Source organism: Rhizobium sp. 62_C5_N11_2 (genome assembly GCF_051811185.1).
Taxonomy (GTDB): Bacteria; Pseudomonadota; Alphaproteobacteria; order Rhizobiales; family Rhizobiaceae; genus Rhizobium; species Rhizobium leguminosarum.
Genome location: NZ_JBPWPW010000001.1, coordinates 4,016,473 through 4,031,861 on the forward strand (window position 1 = coordinate 4,016,473; position 15,389 = coordinate 4,031,861).

Sequence of the window (15,389 nt, forward strand, 5' to 3'; positions counted from 1 at the left end):
TAATGTGGATACAACCACCCTAAATTGAAAACAGTCGCTGCGAGAGCCGAGCTGCGTAAGCGGTCATAGCCCGCCATGCAGAGCCTTTGGAACGGTTGCCTTCGTACGTTAGCCCATTAAATGGCACGCATCTTGCGTTGCTGGATATGGGGCCGAGCAAAAACATGCTCGGCGGAAGCCGGCGAATGCCCATAAAAGGTGGATGGGCATTGAGGATAGGCTGATCGACGGCCAGGAGCAGATGACAACATATTCGATCGTTCTAGGACGCGAACGCCATGTCTTTCAGGATCTGAAATCAGTATTGGCTTGCGCTTCGCCGCTGAAATCAGGTGACGTGCTGGCCGGGATCGCAGCGTCAAGCAATGAGCGGCGCGTGGCCGCCCGTTACCTGCTCGCGGATATGCCTCTCAAGACTTTCCTGGAGGATCTCGTCATCCCATACGAGGTCGACGAGGTCAGTCGACTGATCGTCGACCGCCATGATGGGATGGCATTCGCGCCGGTATCTCATATGACGGTCGGTGAGTTTCGCGATTGGCTTCTCTCTTATGACGCGACCGCCGAAAAACTGCTTGCCATTGCACCAGGCCTCACCCCCGAAATGGTCGCGGCGGTCTCCAAGATCATGCGCAACCATGATCTGATCACCGTCGCCGGCAAATGTAAGGTGGTCACCGCCTTTCGCTCCACGATCGGTCTGCCCGGCCGACTATCGAGCCGTCTTCAGCCCAATCATCCCACTGATGATCCTGAAGGCGTTGCCGGCTCGACGCTCGACGGACTTCTCTACGGGATCGGCGATGCGGTCATCGGCATCAACCCGGCGACCGACAATCTCGAGGCCTGCACAAGATTGATGGTTCTTTTCGACCGGCTGCGCGAACGGTTCGATATCCCGACCCAATCCTGCGTGTTGACCCATGTCACCACGTCAATCAAGGCGATCGAGGCTGGAGCGCCGCTCGATCTGGTGTTCCAGTCAATCGCCGGCTCGGAAGCCGCCAACAAGGGTTTCGGCGTCGACCTCGCCATCCTCAGGGAAGGCCAGCAGGCAGCACTTTCCATGAAACGCGGCACGGTCGGAAACAATGTCATGTATCTGGAGACCGGCCAGGGCAGCGCTCTCTCGGCCGACGCCCATCATGGTGTCGACGAACAGACGGTCGAGACGCGGGCCTATGCCGTTGCACGTGAACTCAATCCGTTGCTCGTCAATACGGTGGTTGGCTTCATTGGCCCCGAATATCTCTTCGACGCCAAACAAATTATCCGCGCCGGGCTCGAAGATCATTTCTGCGCCAAACTGCTTGGCGTGCCGATGGGGGTCGACGTTTGCTACACGAACCATGCGGAAGCCGACCAGGACGATATGGACAATCTGATGGTGTTGCTGACTGTCGCGGGCGTCAGCTTCCTCATCGCGGTGCCCGGCGCCGACGACGTCATGCTCAATTATCAGAGCCTTTCCTACCACGATATTGTCGGCCTCAGGCACCAGTTCAATCGTCCGCCCGCTCCGGAATTCGAAGCCTGGCTTCATCGCATGGGCATGCTTGATCACGCGGGTCGTCTTGCGCCGGCCAGCGCCTCGGGCGCCTTTTCTCGCAATCTCTTGAGCTACAGGGCATCGGCATGAGTCCCTTCGAACGAGATCCGTTTGCACGGTTCCGCAACGCCACACGCGCCCGGATTGGGCTTGGAAGAGCCGGCGACGCCTTGCCGACATCGGCAATTCTCGACTTCCAGCTTGCCCATGCCCGGGCGCGGGATGCCGTACATGGGCACGTGGATTTTGTCGCCCTTGCCAAACAGCTTGCGCCCGTGCCGACGGTCCGGATTCGGTCTCGCGCCAAGGACCGTACGATCTATCTGGCGCGCCCGGATCTCGGCCGCCAGACCAACGCAGACGATCTCCCGAACCCAGGCGATCGTTATGATATCGCCTTCATCATTGCAGACGGGCTTTCGGCCTCGGCGGTCGAGCACCACGCAGTGCCGTTGTTTAAGGCCTGCATGAAGCGTCTCGGAGGCTTCAGCGTCGCCCCGGTGATATTGGGCGAGCAAGCGCGGGTGGCATTTGGTGATGAGGCGGCGGCGGCGTTTGGTGCGGAAGTCGCCATCGTGCTGATCGGCGAGAGGCCGGGACTAAGCGTGCCTGACAGTCTCGGCGCCTACATCACGTTCCGACCGCAATCGGGACGGCGGGACAGCGAGCGCAACTGTATTTCAAATATTCATGCCGACGGGCTCAGCTACGAGATCGCAGCGGACAAGATCGTTTGGATCGTCCGGGAGGCGCTTCGCTTGCAGCTGACCGGTGTCGATCTCAAGGAAAATGCCGAAGGCGCCATAGAAGCGCTGCCACACCAAGAAACATAAAGTTCAATCTACAAAAAAGGGGAACAATCATGTCAAATTCTCAACCGACGCTCGCCAAGAGCCTGACCGGGCTGCATTTATGGGGACTTGCAGTCGGCCTCGTCATCTCGGGCGAATATTTCGGCTGGAGCTATGGCTGGGCGGCCGCCGGCACACTCGGCTTTTTGATCACCACGATCCTGATTGCCGTCATGTATACCACCTTCATTTTCTCCTTCACCGAGTTGACGACGGCTATTCCCCATGCCGGCGGACCGTTTGCGTACGCGCTCAGGGCCTTCGGCCCGCTCGGCGGCTTCGTTGCGGGTTTTGCGACACTGGTGGAATTCGTCTTCGCCCCTCCGGCCATCGCGCTTGCCATCGGCGCCTATCTCAATGTGCAGTTCCCAGGGCTTGATCCGAAAATGGCGGCCGTCGGCGCCTATATCGTCTTCATGGCGCTTAATATTGTCGGCGTCACCATCGCTGCGACATTCGAGCTCTTCATTACCATCCTCGCCATTATTGAACTCCTGGTCTTTATGGGTGTCGTTCTGCCCGGCTTCTCCGTCGCCAACTTCGCGGCCAATGGCTGGGCTGGCGCCCCCGAATTCTCGGTCGGCGCCATTGGAGGCATCTTTGCCGCCATTCCATTTGCCATCTGGTTTTTCCTGGCGATCGAAGGCGCGGCAATGGCTGCCGAGGAAACCAAGAACCCCACCCGTACCGTGCCGATCGCCTATATCGCAGGTATTCTCACTCTCGTATTCCTGGCTTTCGGCACGATGATCTTCGCAGGAGGCGTTGGCGACTGGCGCACGCTGTCCAACATCAACGATCCGTTGCCGCAGGCGATGAAGGCTGTCGTCGGAGAATCCTCCGGCTGGCTGCATATGCTGGTCTGGATCGGTCTGTTCGGCCTGATCGCATCGTTCCATGGCATCATCATGGGCTATTCCAGGCAGATTTTCGCGTTGGGCCGCGCAGGCTACCTGCCGGAAGTTCTCGCGAAGATCCATCCGAAATTCCGCACGCCATATCTTGCTATCCTCGCGGGGGGCGTTGTCGGCATTGCCGCGATCTTCTCCGACAACCTGATCCAGATCGGCGGCTTGCCGCTGACTGCCAATATCGTCACGATGTCGGTGTTTGGCGCGATCATCATGTACATCGTCTCCATGGCATCGCTGTTCAAACTTCGTCGGACCGAGCCCGAGCTTGCCCGACCGTTTAAGGCATGGGGCTATCCGGTTGTCCCGGCCATTGCCCTTGGGCTTGCACTCGTCGCGCTGGCGGCGATGATCTACTACAACTTCCTGATCTTTTTGATCTTCCTGGCGATGGGCGCGGTGGCGTTCGGTATCTGGCGCTTGCTGTCAGGCGGCGTCGCCAAGGAAGCGGCAGCTTCCGCGTAACAAGGCTCTCTGGCTCGATCATCCAGCAGGCAATCGGACGAACCGGTTCCATCGACATCAACGACCCCCGCCGAGTTTGGCGGGGGAATTCGAGCGCAAAGCCCGGATGGCCTTACCATCACGTTCCGCAAAGTTCTTAAATTCCTCCTCGAGACAAGCTCGAGGCTATTCGATCTTCCGTGCATCAGGTCGCGTTCGCCGTCGTGGGTTTACCGCACCTGACGATGGACCCGTCGCGTCCTCACGGCCCGCCGCGCGCCCAATCCCAGCAGCGCCGCCACGATCCAGCCACCGATAAAACCGATCGCTCCCCAGACGAGACCCGCAAAGCTGACGGGGACGCCGGGCACGAAGTCGCGCCAGGTATTGGCGAAAACGACGTCATCTGCGTCTTGCAGCAGCACGAAAGGCTTGGCGACGGGTGCGGCGGTGCCGAGGTGGAGTTGCTGCGACAGTAGCGTTTCGTAGCGTGAGATCGTGCTTTGCATCGAAACACCACGGTCGCGCAGGAAATCGTCGGATGATTGCGCATAGGCGTTCAGCGCCTGCTGGCGATCGAGATGGTGTTCGGCCGCCTGGGCATTGAAATCCTCGACGATGACTCGCAATTCGTCGATCGCCCCGCCGATCCGCTGGCGGTATTGCTGCGCAAATTCCGGCGCCTGCGAAAACACCGTGCCGCCGGCAAGCCCGGCGACGACGGTGATGATCCTTGCAATCGGTCCCATGAATGATGCCTCCGGCTATCCCCTGCGCTAACGATCCGGCGCGTCAAAGGTTTCTGCCTCCGTCACAATCGGTAACTCTATGTGATTGAACCGACTGTGCTTCCAGCGAGTTGATGCCGTGACCAACTCAGAAAGAGAGGCTTGTCATGAAGCAGATTATCCTTGCCTGCACGCTCACTGCAGCGTCCATCTTTTCCGCAATGCCGTCCCATGCGGCAAGTGTGACCATCACCACGGATGATGCGCGCCCCACTTACCGTCATGCGGAACGGCCCTATTACCGCCATCACATGCGGCCGCGTCACGTCTCCCAGGACTGCTTCACCAAGACGGAAAAAATCCGCCGTCACGGCCATACGGTCGTCAAGGAAACCCGAATCTGCCGATAAGGCAAATCCATGCAGAAAAAGCCCGGCTGATCCTTCAGTCGGGCTTTTCTCATCTGATCTCGCCGATGAGGAACTTCGCAATATCAGCCGCGTTTATTGTGAAACGGGAGTATTCATCATGCGTATCAAGATGATTCTTTTGGCCATCTCTTATGTCGCCGTCAGCGTCGTGCTGCTTGCCATCGCCTATCAGCCGCAGAGTTCGGGCGCCATGCAGAAAACCGATCGTCTGGCCGGCTCGTCCTTCCTTGTCGAACGCTTCGCCGGTTGATCAGCTGAGCGCCGGCTTATAGGCGAAGACGTGCTATTCCTCGTCCGGCAGGTCTGCACCCGGAGCAGCCCGCCGTCTGGTCAATGCGTATCGTCAAGCGAAGATCCGCCAAGCAGAATCCGGTTCTGCACCGCATGCACGCCCTCGACGGCCTTGGCGACCGCGGTTGCCCGTTCGATTTCGCCCACCGTGCCGACTGTGCCGCTCAACACGATCTGGTCGTTCTCCATCGTCACTTCGACATCAGACGCATCGATGCCACCGGCGATCGCCAGCGCATTGGCAACGGCCGCCTCGACCGATGCGCGATTGGCGATTTCGGCTTCCATCTCGGGTTCGAGCCCGTGAAATGTCTGCTCCTTGAAAACCATGATCCATTCCTCCGTGAAACCTGCGGAGGAAACGCCCTTCGACAGAGTTTGGTTTCAGCACCGCTACCAGTTAACGCGATAGCGGAGATTGACGCTGCCAGCCTCACCCCCCGAAAATGGATTGTTCATCGACGCATCGAGGTTGAGGTTCGGCAGGATGGTCTGGCTGACCGCCACCGTACTTGAGAAGTCGCCGCTGGCATTGCTGACGCCTGTGCCTGCCGAAAGCGAGGTTCCCGTCCAGGGATGGATCAGTTTCAGCGCTTGGGATGCCGTCACAGAAGCCTGCCGGGCATCGACCGCGTCAAATTGAACGCTGATGGACCGGCTCGATTGCATGTCGAGCGAATCGGACAGGATCCAGCTACGCGAGCGGCTGAGGGTCAGCGCGCCGCTGCCGCGCAGCATATCGACGCTGACGCTCGCGCCCTGCTGTGACTGGCTTGCCGGGGTGACGTTCGTCCTGGTGATCCTGCCCCAAAGCATTGCCTGTTCGGAATCGGGCAGTGGCGCCCCGCCCTTGGTCGAGGCAAGCGCGATGTCGGCGCCAGCGCTCGTTTCCCATTCCGCCGGCAGGCGAAACCCCATCGTCGCCTTGTAGGACCGGTCCGAAAGCTTGGTCGGCGACCAGATCAGCAGGTCGTCCGCCCGCGCCGCGGTGGTGAGCGAGGGCAGGATGGCGAATAGAATGCATGCTATTTTGGATGTCGTCATGAAGTAAGAACATTTTGCCTGACACGGGGCCGCGGCTCCGAAACCGAAGCAGCAGCACACATGAAGCGCTCGCAGCGAACGCGATCAGGGATCACGGCCAAGCCGCTCATCCCGGTTTCATCCTCGATTTAATGGTTGGCTCGGAAAGCCGGCGGCACTGAGTGCCTGTTCTTCAATAGACGCCTTAGCGCCCCGAATTGCCCATGCGACCGAAACCAGCCGCAGCGGAACCGCGATTCCTCAAGCAATGTTATAAGGATCACATCCAACCGCCGTTCTGTAAACCCCTTAAGGGTTGAAATCTGCTGCACCGCACACTTGCCGCCCCCTCCAAAGCCTAGTAGAGCCTGAGCCTACGAGAGAAATTTTCGCGAAATTCCACATGATGACCGGCAAAAGCGCGCCGCGGCGCCTCAGCATCTTCGGTTCGACGGGTTCGATCGGCCAGAATACACTCAATGTCGTCGATCATCTGGGCGGACGGGAGAACTTCGAAATCTCCGTGCTGACCGGCAGCGGCAATGTCGAATTGCTGGCCCGGCAGGCGAAATCCTCGGGTGCGCGGCTGGCGGTGACGGCAAACGACCGGCATTACGAATCACTGAAGAGCGAACTTTCCGGCAGCGGCATCGAGGTCGCCTCGGGAAAATCCGGCCTGATGGAAGCCGCCGACCGCGAAGTCGACTGGGTGATGGCGGCAATCGTCGGCACCGCGGGCCTGGCGCCGACCCTTGCCGCCGCGCGCCGCGGCGCCGATATCGCTCTTGCCAATAAGGAATGCCTGGTATCGGCCGGCGATCTGTTCATCGCAGCGATCCGCGAAGGCGGCGGCAAGCTGCTTCCTGTCGATAGCGAGCACAACGCCATCTTCCAGGTGCTGGAAGAGAACCAGCGTCACGCCATCGAGCGGGTCATCCTGACGGCGTCGGGCGGTCCCTTCCGCACCGCCTCGCTGCGTGACATGGCTGATGTGACGGTGGAAACCGCACGCGCCCATCCGAACTGGTCGATGGGATTGAAGATCTCGATCGACAGCGCCTCGATGTTCAACAAGGCGCTGGAGATGATCGAAGCCCGGCACCTTTTCGGTCTGAGACCCGAACAGATCGAAGTCATCTTCCATCCGCAATCGATCATCCATTCCATGGTCGGCTATACCGATGGGTCGGTGCTGGCGCAGCTCGGCGCGCCCGATATGCGCACCGCCATCGGTTATGCCCTGTCCTTTCCGCGCCGGCCGAACCTGCCGGTCGAGCGGCTGGATTTCGCCAAGCTCGCCAGGTTGGATTTCGAGGCGCCGGATGAGGTGCGGTTTCCGGCGTTGCGGCTCGCACGCCTGGCGATGATGCGCGGCGGCGTTCAGGGCGCGGTGTTGAACGGCGCCAAGGAAGTGGCGCTCGAAGCCTTCATCGAAGGGCGGCTGTCCTTCCTCGCCATGGCCGAGGTCACCGAGAGGGTCATGGACGATCTGGCCGGCCTGCCGCCGGCTGCCGGCATGGACGATGTCTTCGCCGCCGACAGGGAGGCTCGGCAAAGGGCGGCGGAGCTCATGACACTGGCGATCGCCGAGTGAAGATCAGACGGGCCGATCGCCGAGTGGTCGCCCGCCTGTGATCCCGACGACCGCCATTAGCGCAACCGGTTCCCGCTCTCGTCGAACAACCGGCAATCCGACGGTTCAAACAGCAGGCTCACCTGCTCGCCCGCCGCGATACTGATCGGTGACCGATGCTCGACGGTGAGCGACTGGCCATCGGCAAGCTGGCAATAGAGATATTGCGTTCCCCCGAGATATTCTGAGAAATCGACCTTGGCCGTCAGGCTGCCCGATAGATCGGATGCCACCTTCAGATGCTCCGGCCGCAGACCGAGCGTCACCGCGACACCAACCGGCCTGTCCGCCGGCGGCAGGCCGCTTTCGATACGCCGACCGGCGACTTCGACCAGGCCTCCCTCACCCCAGCGGGCATTCAAAAGGTTCATCCGGGGCGAGCCGATGAAGCCCGCCACGAAGGTATTCGAGGGATTCTCGTAGATTTCCCGCGGCGTTCCCGCCTGTTCGACGCGGCCGTCGCGCAGTACCACAATCTTGTCGGCGAGCGTCATCGCCTCGGTCTGGTCGTGCGTGACATAGATCATCGTGTTGCCGAGTTCGCGGTGGAGGCGGGCGATCTCGATGCGCATCGAAACGCGCAGTTCGGCATCGAGATTCGACAGCGGTTCGTCGAACAGGAAGACATCGGGCTTGCGCACGATCGCCCGGCCGATCGCCACACGTTGCCGCTGGCCGCCGGAAAGCTGTCCCGGCCGCCGGTCGAGAAGATGGTCGATCTTCAGGATTGAGGAGGCGGCTTTGACGCGCGTCTCTATCTCCGCAGCATTGGTGCGCGCCATCTTCAATCCAAAGGCCAGGTTGTCGCGCACGCTCATATGCGGATAGAGCGCGTAGGACTGGAAGACCATGGCGATGCCGCGCTCGGATGGATCGAGATCGGTGACGATACGCCCCTTGATCTCGACCTCCCCGTCGGTCACGTCTTCCAGGCCGGCGATCATGCGAAGAAGCGTCGATTTTCCGCAGCCGGAAGGGCCGACGAAGACGACGAATTCACCCTCCGCGATCGTCAGGTCTATCCCGTGGACCACCTGCAGATTGCCATAGCTTTTTCGCACGTCCTGGAGCACGACGCTCTTGTTAGCCATACCGTTCGTCATCCCCAAAAGACCTACTTGTCCGACTGGACCCAGACGAGCATCTCTCCGGGCGCGCGGTTGTCCCAGAGATGATAGGGCACGAAACGTGCGGTGGCGACCTGCCTTTCGGCCGGCGCCTTGCGGTAGAGCGGAGTTCCCCAGTTCGACGTTTCCTCGCGCTCGACCCTGAGATCGAGGGCGACGGCATCATTCAGATCCTTCAGCACGACGGTTTCGGCTGTGGAGAGCTCACGGGGGAGGACGATGGCATTGAGGTCTTCGCCATTGTCCGTGGTTTCGACGCAATAGACGAGCGGGCCGCGCATCAAGGCGACGCGGCCGGCATCCTGGCGCACCTTCGGGTTGGCATATTGCGGGCGAAGCGCCAGCGGCAGGTAGAGGGCGACACGATCGCCCGCGGCCCAGTCGCGATCGATCCAGGCATATCCGTCCCGGAGATTGGCGTTGAGATCGAGCATCTCTCCGTTGACGCTGAGGGTTGCACCATCGGCCCAGTCCGGAATACGCAGCGACAGCGCAAACCTCGCCGGCTTCTCCAGCCTGGTGGTAAAGGCGATCGCACCGTCCCACGGGTAGTTGGTGGTCTGCTCGAGCTCCACCTCGGCGCCATTGGCCAGCTTCAGTCGCGCGGTGCTCTCGCCATAGAGGTGCACGGCGATCTCATTGTCCGAAACGGCGTACATGTAGGAGCCGATCGAGGTCACCAGTCGGGCGATGTTGGGCGGGCAGCAGGGGCAATGGTGCCATTTCCACCGGTGATGTTTGCCGGCACTTTCAAGCGGGTTGTCATAGAAGAACGTCTTGCCGTCTGTGGAAAGCCCGGGCAGCGCGCCGTTGTAAAGCGCCTGTTCCATGATGTCGGCATAGCGCCGATCCGGACCTCGTCCGAGCATGCGGCTCGCCCAGAACACCAGCCCGACCGAGGCGCAGGTCTCCGCATAAGCGGTATCGTTCGGCAGATCGAAGTAATCGGTAAAGCCTTCGTTGGAGGCCGCCGGCCCGATGCCGCCGGTGATGTACATCTGCTTGGTCGTCAGATCGTCCCAGAGCGTTTCCAGCGCTGCTGTCAGGCTGTCGTCCTTGTATTCGGTGGCGATGTCGGCCATGCCCGAATAGAGGTACATGGCGCGTACCGCGTGGCCGACGACCTTTGTCTGCGCGCGCACCGGCTGGTGCGCCTGCGCATATTCATAGGTCTTCTGGTGGTACTGGGAGACATCGCGGCCGTCCCGGCTTGCTTCCGCCGTGAAGAAATGCGGTTCGGTGCCGCGTTCGTCGATGAAGTATTTCGACAGGTCGAGATATTTCTTCTCGCCGGTCACGCGGGCGAGCTTGACCAGCGCGAGCTCGACTTCCTCGTGGCCGCAATAGCCTGATATCTGGCCTTCGCCATGACCGAAAATCTTGATCATGTAATCGGCATAGCGGCACATGATGTCGAGCAGCTTGCGTTTGCCGGTCGCCTGATAATAGGCGACCGCGGCTTCCATCAGGTGGCCGGCGCAATAGAGCTCGTGATGGTCGCGCAGGTTGGTCCAGCGGCGGCTCGGTTCCACACGCTGGAACCAGGCGTTCAGATAGCCGTCCTCATCCTGCAGCTTCTCATACATATCGATGATCTCGTCGGCGCGCGCTTCCAGCTTCGGATTCGGCCGGCGATAGAGCGAATAGGCGATGGTCTCGATCGACTTGCCGAGGTCGGAATCCCAGAACATCTGCGTCGTCCCGCCCCATAGCTGAATGGGAATGACGACCCCGGGGCTCGGCTGATCGACATCGATCGCCTTGAGCATGCCTGCCTCGACGCAGCGGTCGAGCAGGGTCTCGGCGGTGGAATTGCAGACGGCGTCCTGCCATTTGCCCCAGAACCCGCCGAGCTCCACATCGGGAACGGCGACGGGACGAAACTGGCGGTCGTTGCTTGGTTTGGTCATGGGCTCCACTTTCTCTAAGATCATTTCACCGCGCCGGCCATCAGCCCGCGCATGTAGTAGCGTTGCAGGAGCAGGAAGACGATCAGGCAAGGGATCGTCATGACGACGACACCGGCCTGGACCGCTCCCCAGTTGATGGCGCCGAGCCGTCCGGCGCGAACCGCCGTCATCAGCACCGGCAGGGTGTATTTCTCATTGCTGGAGAGCAGCACGAGCGCGGCGAGAAACTCGTTCCAGGCATTGAGGAAGGCAAAGATCGCAACCGTCGCGACGCCGGGAAGCACCAGCGGCAGAAGAACCCGGACCAGAAGCCTGAGGTCGCGCGCGCCGTCGATGCGTGCGGCCTCTTCGATCTCCTTCGGCACGGCGTCGAAGGCGTTGCGCATCATGAAGACCGAGAAGGGCAGCTGCAGCGTCACATAGACGAGCGTCAGCCCAAGCAGCGAATTGTTGAGACCGAGCTTTGCCAGGATGATGAAGAGCGGCGTCAGGATCGACTGGAACGGGATCATCAGCGTCGCGATGATCAGCACGAAGAGCGCATTCTTCAGCGGGAATCGATAGCGCGAGAAGCCGTAACCGGCGAGCAGGCTGACGGCGACGGTCAGCACCACGGTGGCGACCGAAACGAACAGCGAATTGATCATGTGCCGCCAGATGCCGGCGCCGAACGTATCGAGCAGCGCGTAGGAATCGATGCTGACGCCTGAGGTCGGCCACGGCGGCAAGGGCGGCAGGCTGGCCTCCGTGCCATGCCGGAAGGACGACAACAGCGTGATCACGAAGGGGGCGAGAAAGAAGATCGAGATAGTGATGCCGGTCAGATGATAGGCCGACTTTGTTCGGACGGCCTTGCGCGCGCGGCGTTCCTTTGAGGTGGTCATGGACGCTCCTCCCCAACGCGAAGCAGCCAGAGCTGCACGATGCTGATGGCGACCAAGATGGCGAGAAGCACGATCGAGAGTGCTGCGCCATAACCGAGATTGAACGAAACGAAGGACTGGTTGAAGATATAGTAGACTACCGAGATCATCTTGTTCTGCGGACCGCCCGCGGTCATGATGTAGAACTGGTCGAAGGCGAGGATCGAACCGGTGACGGAGACGATCAGCGCCAGCGCAATCGTCTTGCGCATCAGCGGCAGCGTCAGATGCCTGAACCGCTGCCAGCGGCCGGCGCCGTCGATGCGGGCGGCCTCCGTCAGCTCGGACGGAATGGCCTGAAGCCCGGTCAAAAGAATGATCATGGTGAAGCCTGCGATCTTCCAGACGACCATCACCACGATCGTCAGAAAGGCGGTGTCGAAGGTCGCAAGAAGATTGGGGCTCTTTTCGACAAGGCCGAGCGCCTTCAAGGCCGGGCCGATGAAGCCGCTATCGACATTGGCGAGCCAGACCCAAAGCAGGGAGGCTGTGGCAAGGCCGACCACGACGGGCAGGAAGATGATCGTGCGGTAGGCGCTGACGAACTGCCGTTCCTTTTCGACGAAGATTGCCAGCGGAAAGGCGATTGCGAAGATCGCGATAGTGACGATCACGGTGTAATAGGCCGTGAAACTCAGCGCCGTCATGAAGCGGGTGTCGTTGGCCATGCGGAAATAATTGTTGAAGCCGATCCAGCGGGACGCCCCCATCAGCGGCCAGTTGTGAAGGCTCATCCATCCGGTGAAGAGAACCGGCATGATGAAGAAGACGATGACCAGCGCCATGGCCGGCACGATGTAGACGAGGCCGCGCCAGTTCGATCGGCGCCGTCGCCTGCGCCGAGGCAATAGAATCTCTGAACCGGAACCGGTCATCAAAACGCTCCGCATCTGTCGAGTGGAATTGGCCGGGAAGCTGCCACCGCTCCCCGGCCGCGGCCGGGAGAGAGTTATTGGCCGCTATCGATGATCGATTGCATTTCCGACTGGGCGCTCGAAAACGCGCCGTCGACATCGTCGCCGAAGATCGAGGCGTTGGTGAAGCTGGCCCAGGGTCCGTTGGCGCTGTTGATCAAGTCGTTGAACTGCAGCGTATAGGGTGTCTTGGCGACACCGATCGCCTTCAGGCCGACCTGCATGCGCGGATCGAGACCTTCCAACACCTTATCGGCGATATCGCCGCGCGTCGGCAGGCTGCCATACTTCGCCATGATCTTCTGGCCATCCATCGAATACACATATTCGAGGAACTCCTTCACCGCGTCGATCTTCTTCGTGCCCTTGGTGATCACGAAGTTGTCGCCGCCGGCAAAGGACGAAGGCTTCCCGTCGACGCCAGGAATGAGGGTTACGCCGAAGTTGATATCGGGATGCTCGGTCACCAGCGTGCCGATGGCAAAGGCGCCGAGGCTTTGCTGGCCGATCTTGCCGTTGGTGAAGGTCAGGAAGTTGGCGCCGTTGTCGCTGGCGGCTCCCGCCGGCACGAGGTCCTTCTTGACCATGTTGCGGTAAATATCAACGGCCTTGCGCATCTGGGGCGTATCGAGCGTCGCCGTCTTGCTATCGGCCGACAGGATATCGGCGCCCGCACCCCAGACGAGCGGCGTGAAGGTGAAGATCATGCAGCCGCCGCAGCCGCCGCCGGAGAAATAGAAACCGTAGGTATCGTCACCCAGCGCCCGGATCTTCTCGGCATTGGCGGTAATTTCGTCCCAATTCGCCGGTGCCTTTTCCGGGTCGAGGCCGGCCTTCTTGTAGAGATCCTTGTTCCAGGCAAAGACGGAGGTTTCGACCGACAGCGGCAGGCCGTAAATCCGGTCCTGATAGGTGCCGAGGCGAACATGCGATGGCGAAAGCGAGTTGAAATAGGGCAGGGATTTTGCCCAGTCCGTCAGGTCTTCCAGCTGCCCGGCCGCAGCAAAGGCAGGGTTATAGATGAGATCCATCGACAGCGCGTCTGGCGCCTGTCCGCCGGCGATCGCCGTCGCATATTTCTGCACCAACTCGGAGAACGGCACTTCGGTCATCACGACCTTGCTCTCGTGACCGGAATTATAGGCTTCGACAACCTTCTTAAAGGCGTCGCCGATCCCCGAGCGAACCCACATTTCGACATTTTCGGCAGCCGACGCGGCCGACACCAGACATAGGGTAGCGATGCTGGTCGCCGCCAATAGACGCTTGATCATGACACTCCTCCCGATATGGCGCATCTCCTCGCGCCTTTGCTCATTCACGTGTTCTCATTCCGTGGGGGCTTTCCCCCCGCATGACTGCCGGACGATCAGCCGGCACGGCAATTTCCTCACTCCCGGCTCGACAGGCCGTCCTTCCGCAAGCGCGAGCACCGTCAATCCGGCTTGTCGCCCGAGCTCCTTCAGTTCCATGTCCACCGTTGTCAGCGGCGGCCGCGTCTGGGCAGCGACAATCTCCCAATTGTCGAAGCCGATCACCGAGACGTCCTGCGGCACCTTGACGCCGCGTTCGCGCAACGCATCCACAGCACCCCGGGCGATCTGATCGTTGCCGCAGAAGAGCGCGTCCGGCTTTTCTCCCGGTCTCTTCCAAAGCTGTTCGACCGCCTCATGGCCCCAGTTTTCCGACCAGACGCCGTAGAGCACCGGCTCGCGGTGACCTGCGACCTCGTGATAGGCGCCGGCACGCTCCCGCACCGAGAAGAAGTCCTCCGGACCGGTGATGTGCGCAATCCGCCGCCGCCCGATCTTCACCAGCCATTCCACCGCCAGCCGCGCACCCTGTTCGTCGTCAGACCGGAAGGTAACGCTGTTCTGCGTCCCCTCCGTGAATGCGTAGACGACAGGCACATGCAAATTCGACAGATCGACAGGCAGACGTCTGTCCAGACGTTTTCCTGTCGCGATGATGCCGTCGACCTGTTTGTCGAGCATCGCGTCGACATGGATCTGAGCGAGCGCCGGATCGTCTTCGATGGCGCACAGGAAGACCGAAACGCCGTGATCGACGAGAGCGTCGGAAATACCCGCCATGACAGGCAGCGTGAACCGGCCATAGGTGTCGTTCGTCAGCAGCCCGATAGTGAAGCTGCGTTTGCTGAGAAGACCTCTCGCCAGCGCATTCGGCCGATATCCGATTTCGGCGGCGATCCGTTTCACCCGCTCGCGCGTTTCCGACCCCATCCGGCCGGTATCATTGAGAGCTTTCGACGCCGTCGAGATGCTCACCGCGGCAGCCGCCGCCACCTCGTGGATGGTGATCCTGCCTCTTTTTCCTCCCGATATGTTCAGAACGTCCTCCTTCTGAAGTGACCTGAGAAAAGCTTTTACCAATCTCTATGTCAAGTGAGAAAAGGTTTTCTCATGCGGCACCAAGGCGACGCAGTTTGCGGGAGGACGCAAGCGCAGGGAAAGATCCATGCGCATCGGTCGGGCCGATTGCGATGTGTCATCGGTGTTAAGACCAGGCGCAGAGCGGATGATCTTGAACGGGCATGGGAGGCTTGTTGCAGCGTCTTGCGGGAGCAAGACTGATCGCTGTCAGAACCTCCAGTGGAGGCCCTGAATTACGGTTGGAACCGAGCGATCATCGAA

The 15,389-nt window shown here is 60.6% G+C and carries 15 protein-coding genes; 6 read left to right on the forward strand and 9 right to left on the reverse strand.

What is annotated here, in order from left to right; all coding sequences use genetic code 11:
- Positions 1 to 202 precede the first annotated feature (202 nt).
- The 3 genes from AB8B31_RS19790 to eat are packed head-to-tail and all read left to right on the forward strand — an operon-like array spanning position 203 to position 3,776.
- Complete coding sequence (locus AB8B31_RS19790; protein ID WP_032998546.1) at positions 203 to 1,639, forward strand: ethanolamine ammonia-lyase subunit EutB; 1,437 nt, start codon at positions 203 to 205, stop codon at positions 1,637 to 1,639.
- Positions 1,636 to 2,382: an ethanolamine ammonia-lyase subunit EutC gene (eutC, locus tag AB8B31_RS19795; RefSeq protein ID WP_018243817.1), complete on the forward strand. Its 747-nt coding sequence runs from the start codon at positions 1,636 to 1,638 to the stop codon at positions 2,380 to 2,382. Before AB8B31_RS19790 ends, eutC begins: the two co-directional genes overlap by 4 nt.
- Positions 2,383 to 2,411: 29 nt before the next feature.
- A complete protein-coding gene (gene eat / locus AB8B31_RS19800) occupies positions 2,412 to 3,776 on the forward strand; it encodes an ethanolamine permease (protein ID WP_018243818.1) in 1,365 nt (454 codons plus the stop codon).
- A 209-nt stretch (positions 3,777 to 3,985) separates the two neighbouring features.
- Here eat and AB8B31_RS19805 read toward each other — a convergent pair whose 3' ends face one another.
- The gene (locus tag AB8B31_RS19805; RefSeq protein ID WP_028734263.1) at positions 3,986 to 4,504 is read right to left on the reverse strand and encodes a DUF2937 family protein; all 519 of its coding nucleotides are present in this window, start codon (positions 4,502 to 4,504) and stop codon (positions 3,986 to 3,988) included.
- A gap of 146 nt (positions 4,505 to 4,650) precedes the next feature.
- On the opposite strand from AB8B31_RS19805, the gene AB8B31_RS19810 reads away from it, so the two are divergent.
- Both AB8B31_RS19810 and AB8B31_RS19815 read left to right on the forward strand, forming a co-directional pair.
- Positions 4,651 to 4,893, forward strand: a complete 243-nt coding sequence (locus AB8B31_RS19810; RefSeq protein ID WP_028734262.1) for a hypothetical protein — start codon at positions 4,651 to 4,653, stop codon at positions 4,891 to 4,893.
- 118 nt (positions 4,894 to 5,011) lie between these two features.
- Positions 5,012 to 5,164: a hypothetical protein gene (locus AB8B31_RS19815; RefSeq protein ID WP_018448135.1), complete on the forward strand. Its 153-nt coding sequence runs from the start codon at positions 5,012 to 5,014 to the stop codon at positions 5,162 to 5,164.
- 80 nt (positions 5,165 to 5,244) lie between these two features.
- Here the strand turns inward: AB8B31_RS19815 and AB8B31_RS19820 are convergent, their stop codons facing one another.
- A complete protein-coding gene (locus AB8B31_RS19820; protein ID WP_028734261.1) occupies positions 5,245 to 5,535 on the reverse strand; it encodes a BON domain-containing protein in 291 nt (96 codons plus the stop codon).
- Between the two features lie 63 nt (positions 5,536 to 5,598).
- Entirely contained in the window at positions 5,599 to 6,249 is a 651-nt protein-coding gene (locus AB8B31_RS19825; RefSeq protein ID WP_032998545.1) for a hypothetical protein, read from the reverse strand.
- A gap of 382 nt (positions 6,250 to 6,631) precedes the next feature.
- On the opposite strand from AB8B31_RS19825, the gene dxr reads away from it, so the two are divergent.
- A complete protein-coding gene (gene dxr, locus AB8B31_RS19830) occupies positions 6,632 to 7,822 on the forward strand; it encodes a 1-deoxy-D-xylulose-5-phosphate reductoisomerase (RefSeq protein ID WP_018448138.1) in 1,191 nt (396 codons plus the stop codon).
- A 56-nt stretch (positions 7,823 to 7,878) separates the two neighbouring features.
- On the opposite strand, the gene AB8B31_RS19835 is transcribed toward dxr, so the two are convergent.
- From AB8B31_RS19835 to AB8B31_RS19860, 6 genes are all read right to left on the reverse strand, one after another.
- Complete coding sequence (locus tag AB8B31_RS19835) at positions 7,879 to 8,952, reverse strand: ABC transporter ATP-binding protein (RefSeq protein WP_028734259.1); 1,074 nt, start codon at positions 8,950 to 8,952, stop codon at positions 7,879 to 7,881.
- A gap of 23 nt (positions 8,953 to 8,975) precedes the next feature.
- Entirely contained in the window at positions 8,976 to 10,898 is a 1,923-nt protein-coding gene (locus AB8B31_RS19840; RefSeq protein ID WP_028734258.1) for a glycoside hydrolase family 127 protein, read from the reverse strand.
- 20 nt (positions 10,899 to 10,918) lie between these two features.
- Entirely contained in the window at positions 10,919 to 11,782 is an 864-nt protein-coding gene (locus tag AB8B31_RS19845) for a carbohydrate ABC transporter permease (protein WP_028734257.1), read from the reverse strand.
- The gene (locus AB8B31_RS19850; RefSeq protein WP_028734256.1) at positions 11,779 to 12,696 is read right to left on the reverse strand and encodes a carbohydrate ABC transporter permease; all 918 of its coding nucleotides are present in this window, start codon (positions 12,694 to 12,696) and stop codon (positions 11,779 to 11,781) included. The genes AB8B31_RS19845 and AB8B31_RS19850 overlap by 4 nt, the downstream gene beginning before the upstream one ends.
- A 74-nt stretch (positions 12,697 to 12,770) precedes the next feature.
- Entirely contained in the window at positions 12,771 to 14,009 is a 1,239-nt protein-coding gene (locus AB8B31_RS19855; protein ID WP_018448143.1) for an ABC transporter substrate-binding protein, read from the reverse strand.
- Positions 14,010 to 14,063: 54 nt separating this feature from the next.
- Entirely contained in the window at positions 14,064 to 15,041 is a 978-nt protein-coding gene (locus AB8B31_RS19860; RefSeq protein ID WP_028734255.1) for a LacI family DNA-binding transcriptional regulator, read from the reverse strand.
- Between the last annotated feature and the right edge of the window lie 348 nt (positions 15,042 to 15,389).

What these genes read in the sequence shown, in the direction of transcription:
- AB8B31_RS19790 (WP_032998546.1), top strand. Translation starts at nt 203, where the DNA reads ATGGGCATTGAGGATAGGCTGATCGACGGCCAGGAGCAGATGACAACA.
- eutC (WP_018243817.1), top strand. Translation starts at nt 1,636, where the DNA reads ATGAGTCCCTTCGAACGAGATCCGTTTGCACGGTTCCGCAACGCCACA.
- eat (WP_018243818.1), top strand. Translation starts at nt 2,412, where the DNA reads ATGTCAAATTCTCAACCGACGCTCGCCAAGAGCCTGACCGGGCTGCAT.
- AB8B31_RS19805 (WP_028734263.1), bottom strand. Translation starts at nt 4,504, where the DNA reads ATGGGACCGATTGCAAGGATCATCACCGTCGTCGCCGGGCTTGCCGGC.
- AB8B31_RS19810 (WP_028734262.1), top strand. Translation starts at nt 4,651, where the DNA reads ATGAAGCAGATTATCCTTGCCTGCACGCTCACTGCAGCGTCCATCTTT.
- AB8B31_RS19815 (WP_018448135.1), top strand. Translation starts at nt 5,012, where the DNA reads ATGCGTATCAAGATGATTCTTTTGGCCATCTCTTATGTCGCCGTCAGC.
- AB8B31_RS19820 (WP_028734261.1), bottom strand. Translation starts at nt 5,535, where the DNA reads ATGGTTTTCAAGGAGCAGACATTTCACGGGCTCGAACCCGAGATGGAA.
- AB8B31_RS19825 (WP_032998545.1), bottom strand. Translation starts at nt 6,249, where the DNA reads ATGACGACATCCAAAATAGCATGCATTCTATTCGCCATCCTGCCCTCG.
- dxr (WP_018448138.1), top strand. Translation starts at nt 6,632, where the DNA reads ATGATGACCGGCAAAAGCGCGCCGCGGCGCCTCAGCATCTTCGGTTCG.
- AB8B31_RS19835 (WP_028734259.1), bottom strand. Translation starts at nt 8,952, where the DNA reads ATGGCTAACAAGAGCGTCGTGCTCCAGGACGTGCGAAAAAGCTATGGC.
- AB8B31_RS19840 (WP_028734258.1), bottom strand. Translation starts at nt 10,898, where the DNA reads ATGACCAAACCAAGCAACGACCGCCAGTTTCGTCCCGTCGCCGTTCCC.
- AB8B31_RS19845 (WP_028734257.1), bottom strand. Translation starts at nt 11,782, where the DNA reads ATGACCACCTCAAAGGAACGCCGCGCGCGCAAGGCCGTCCGAACAAAG.
- AB8B31_RS19850 (WP_028734256.1), bottom strand. Translation starts at nt 12,696, where the DNA reads ATGACCGGTTCCGGTTCAGAGATTCTATTGCCTCGGCGCAGGCGACGG.
- AB8B31_RS19855 (WP_018448143.1), bottom strand. Translation starts at nt 14,009, where the DNA reads ATGATCAAGCGTCTATTGGCGGCGACCAGCATCGCTACCCTATGTCTG.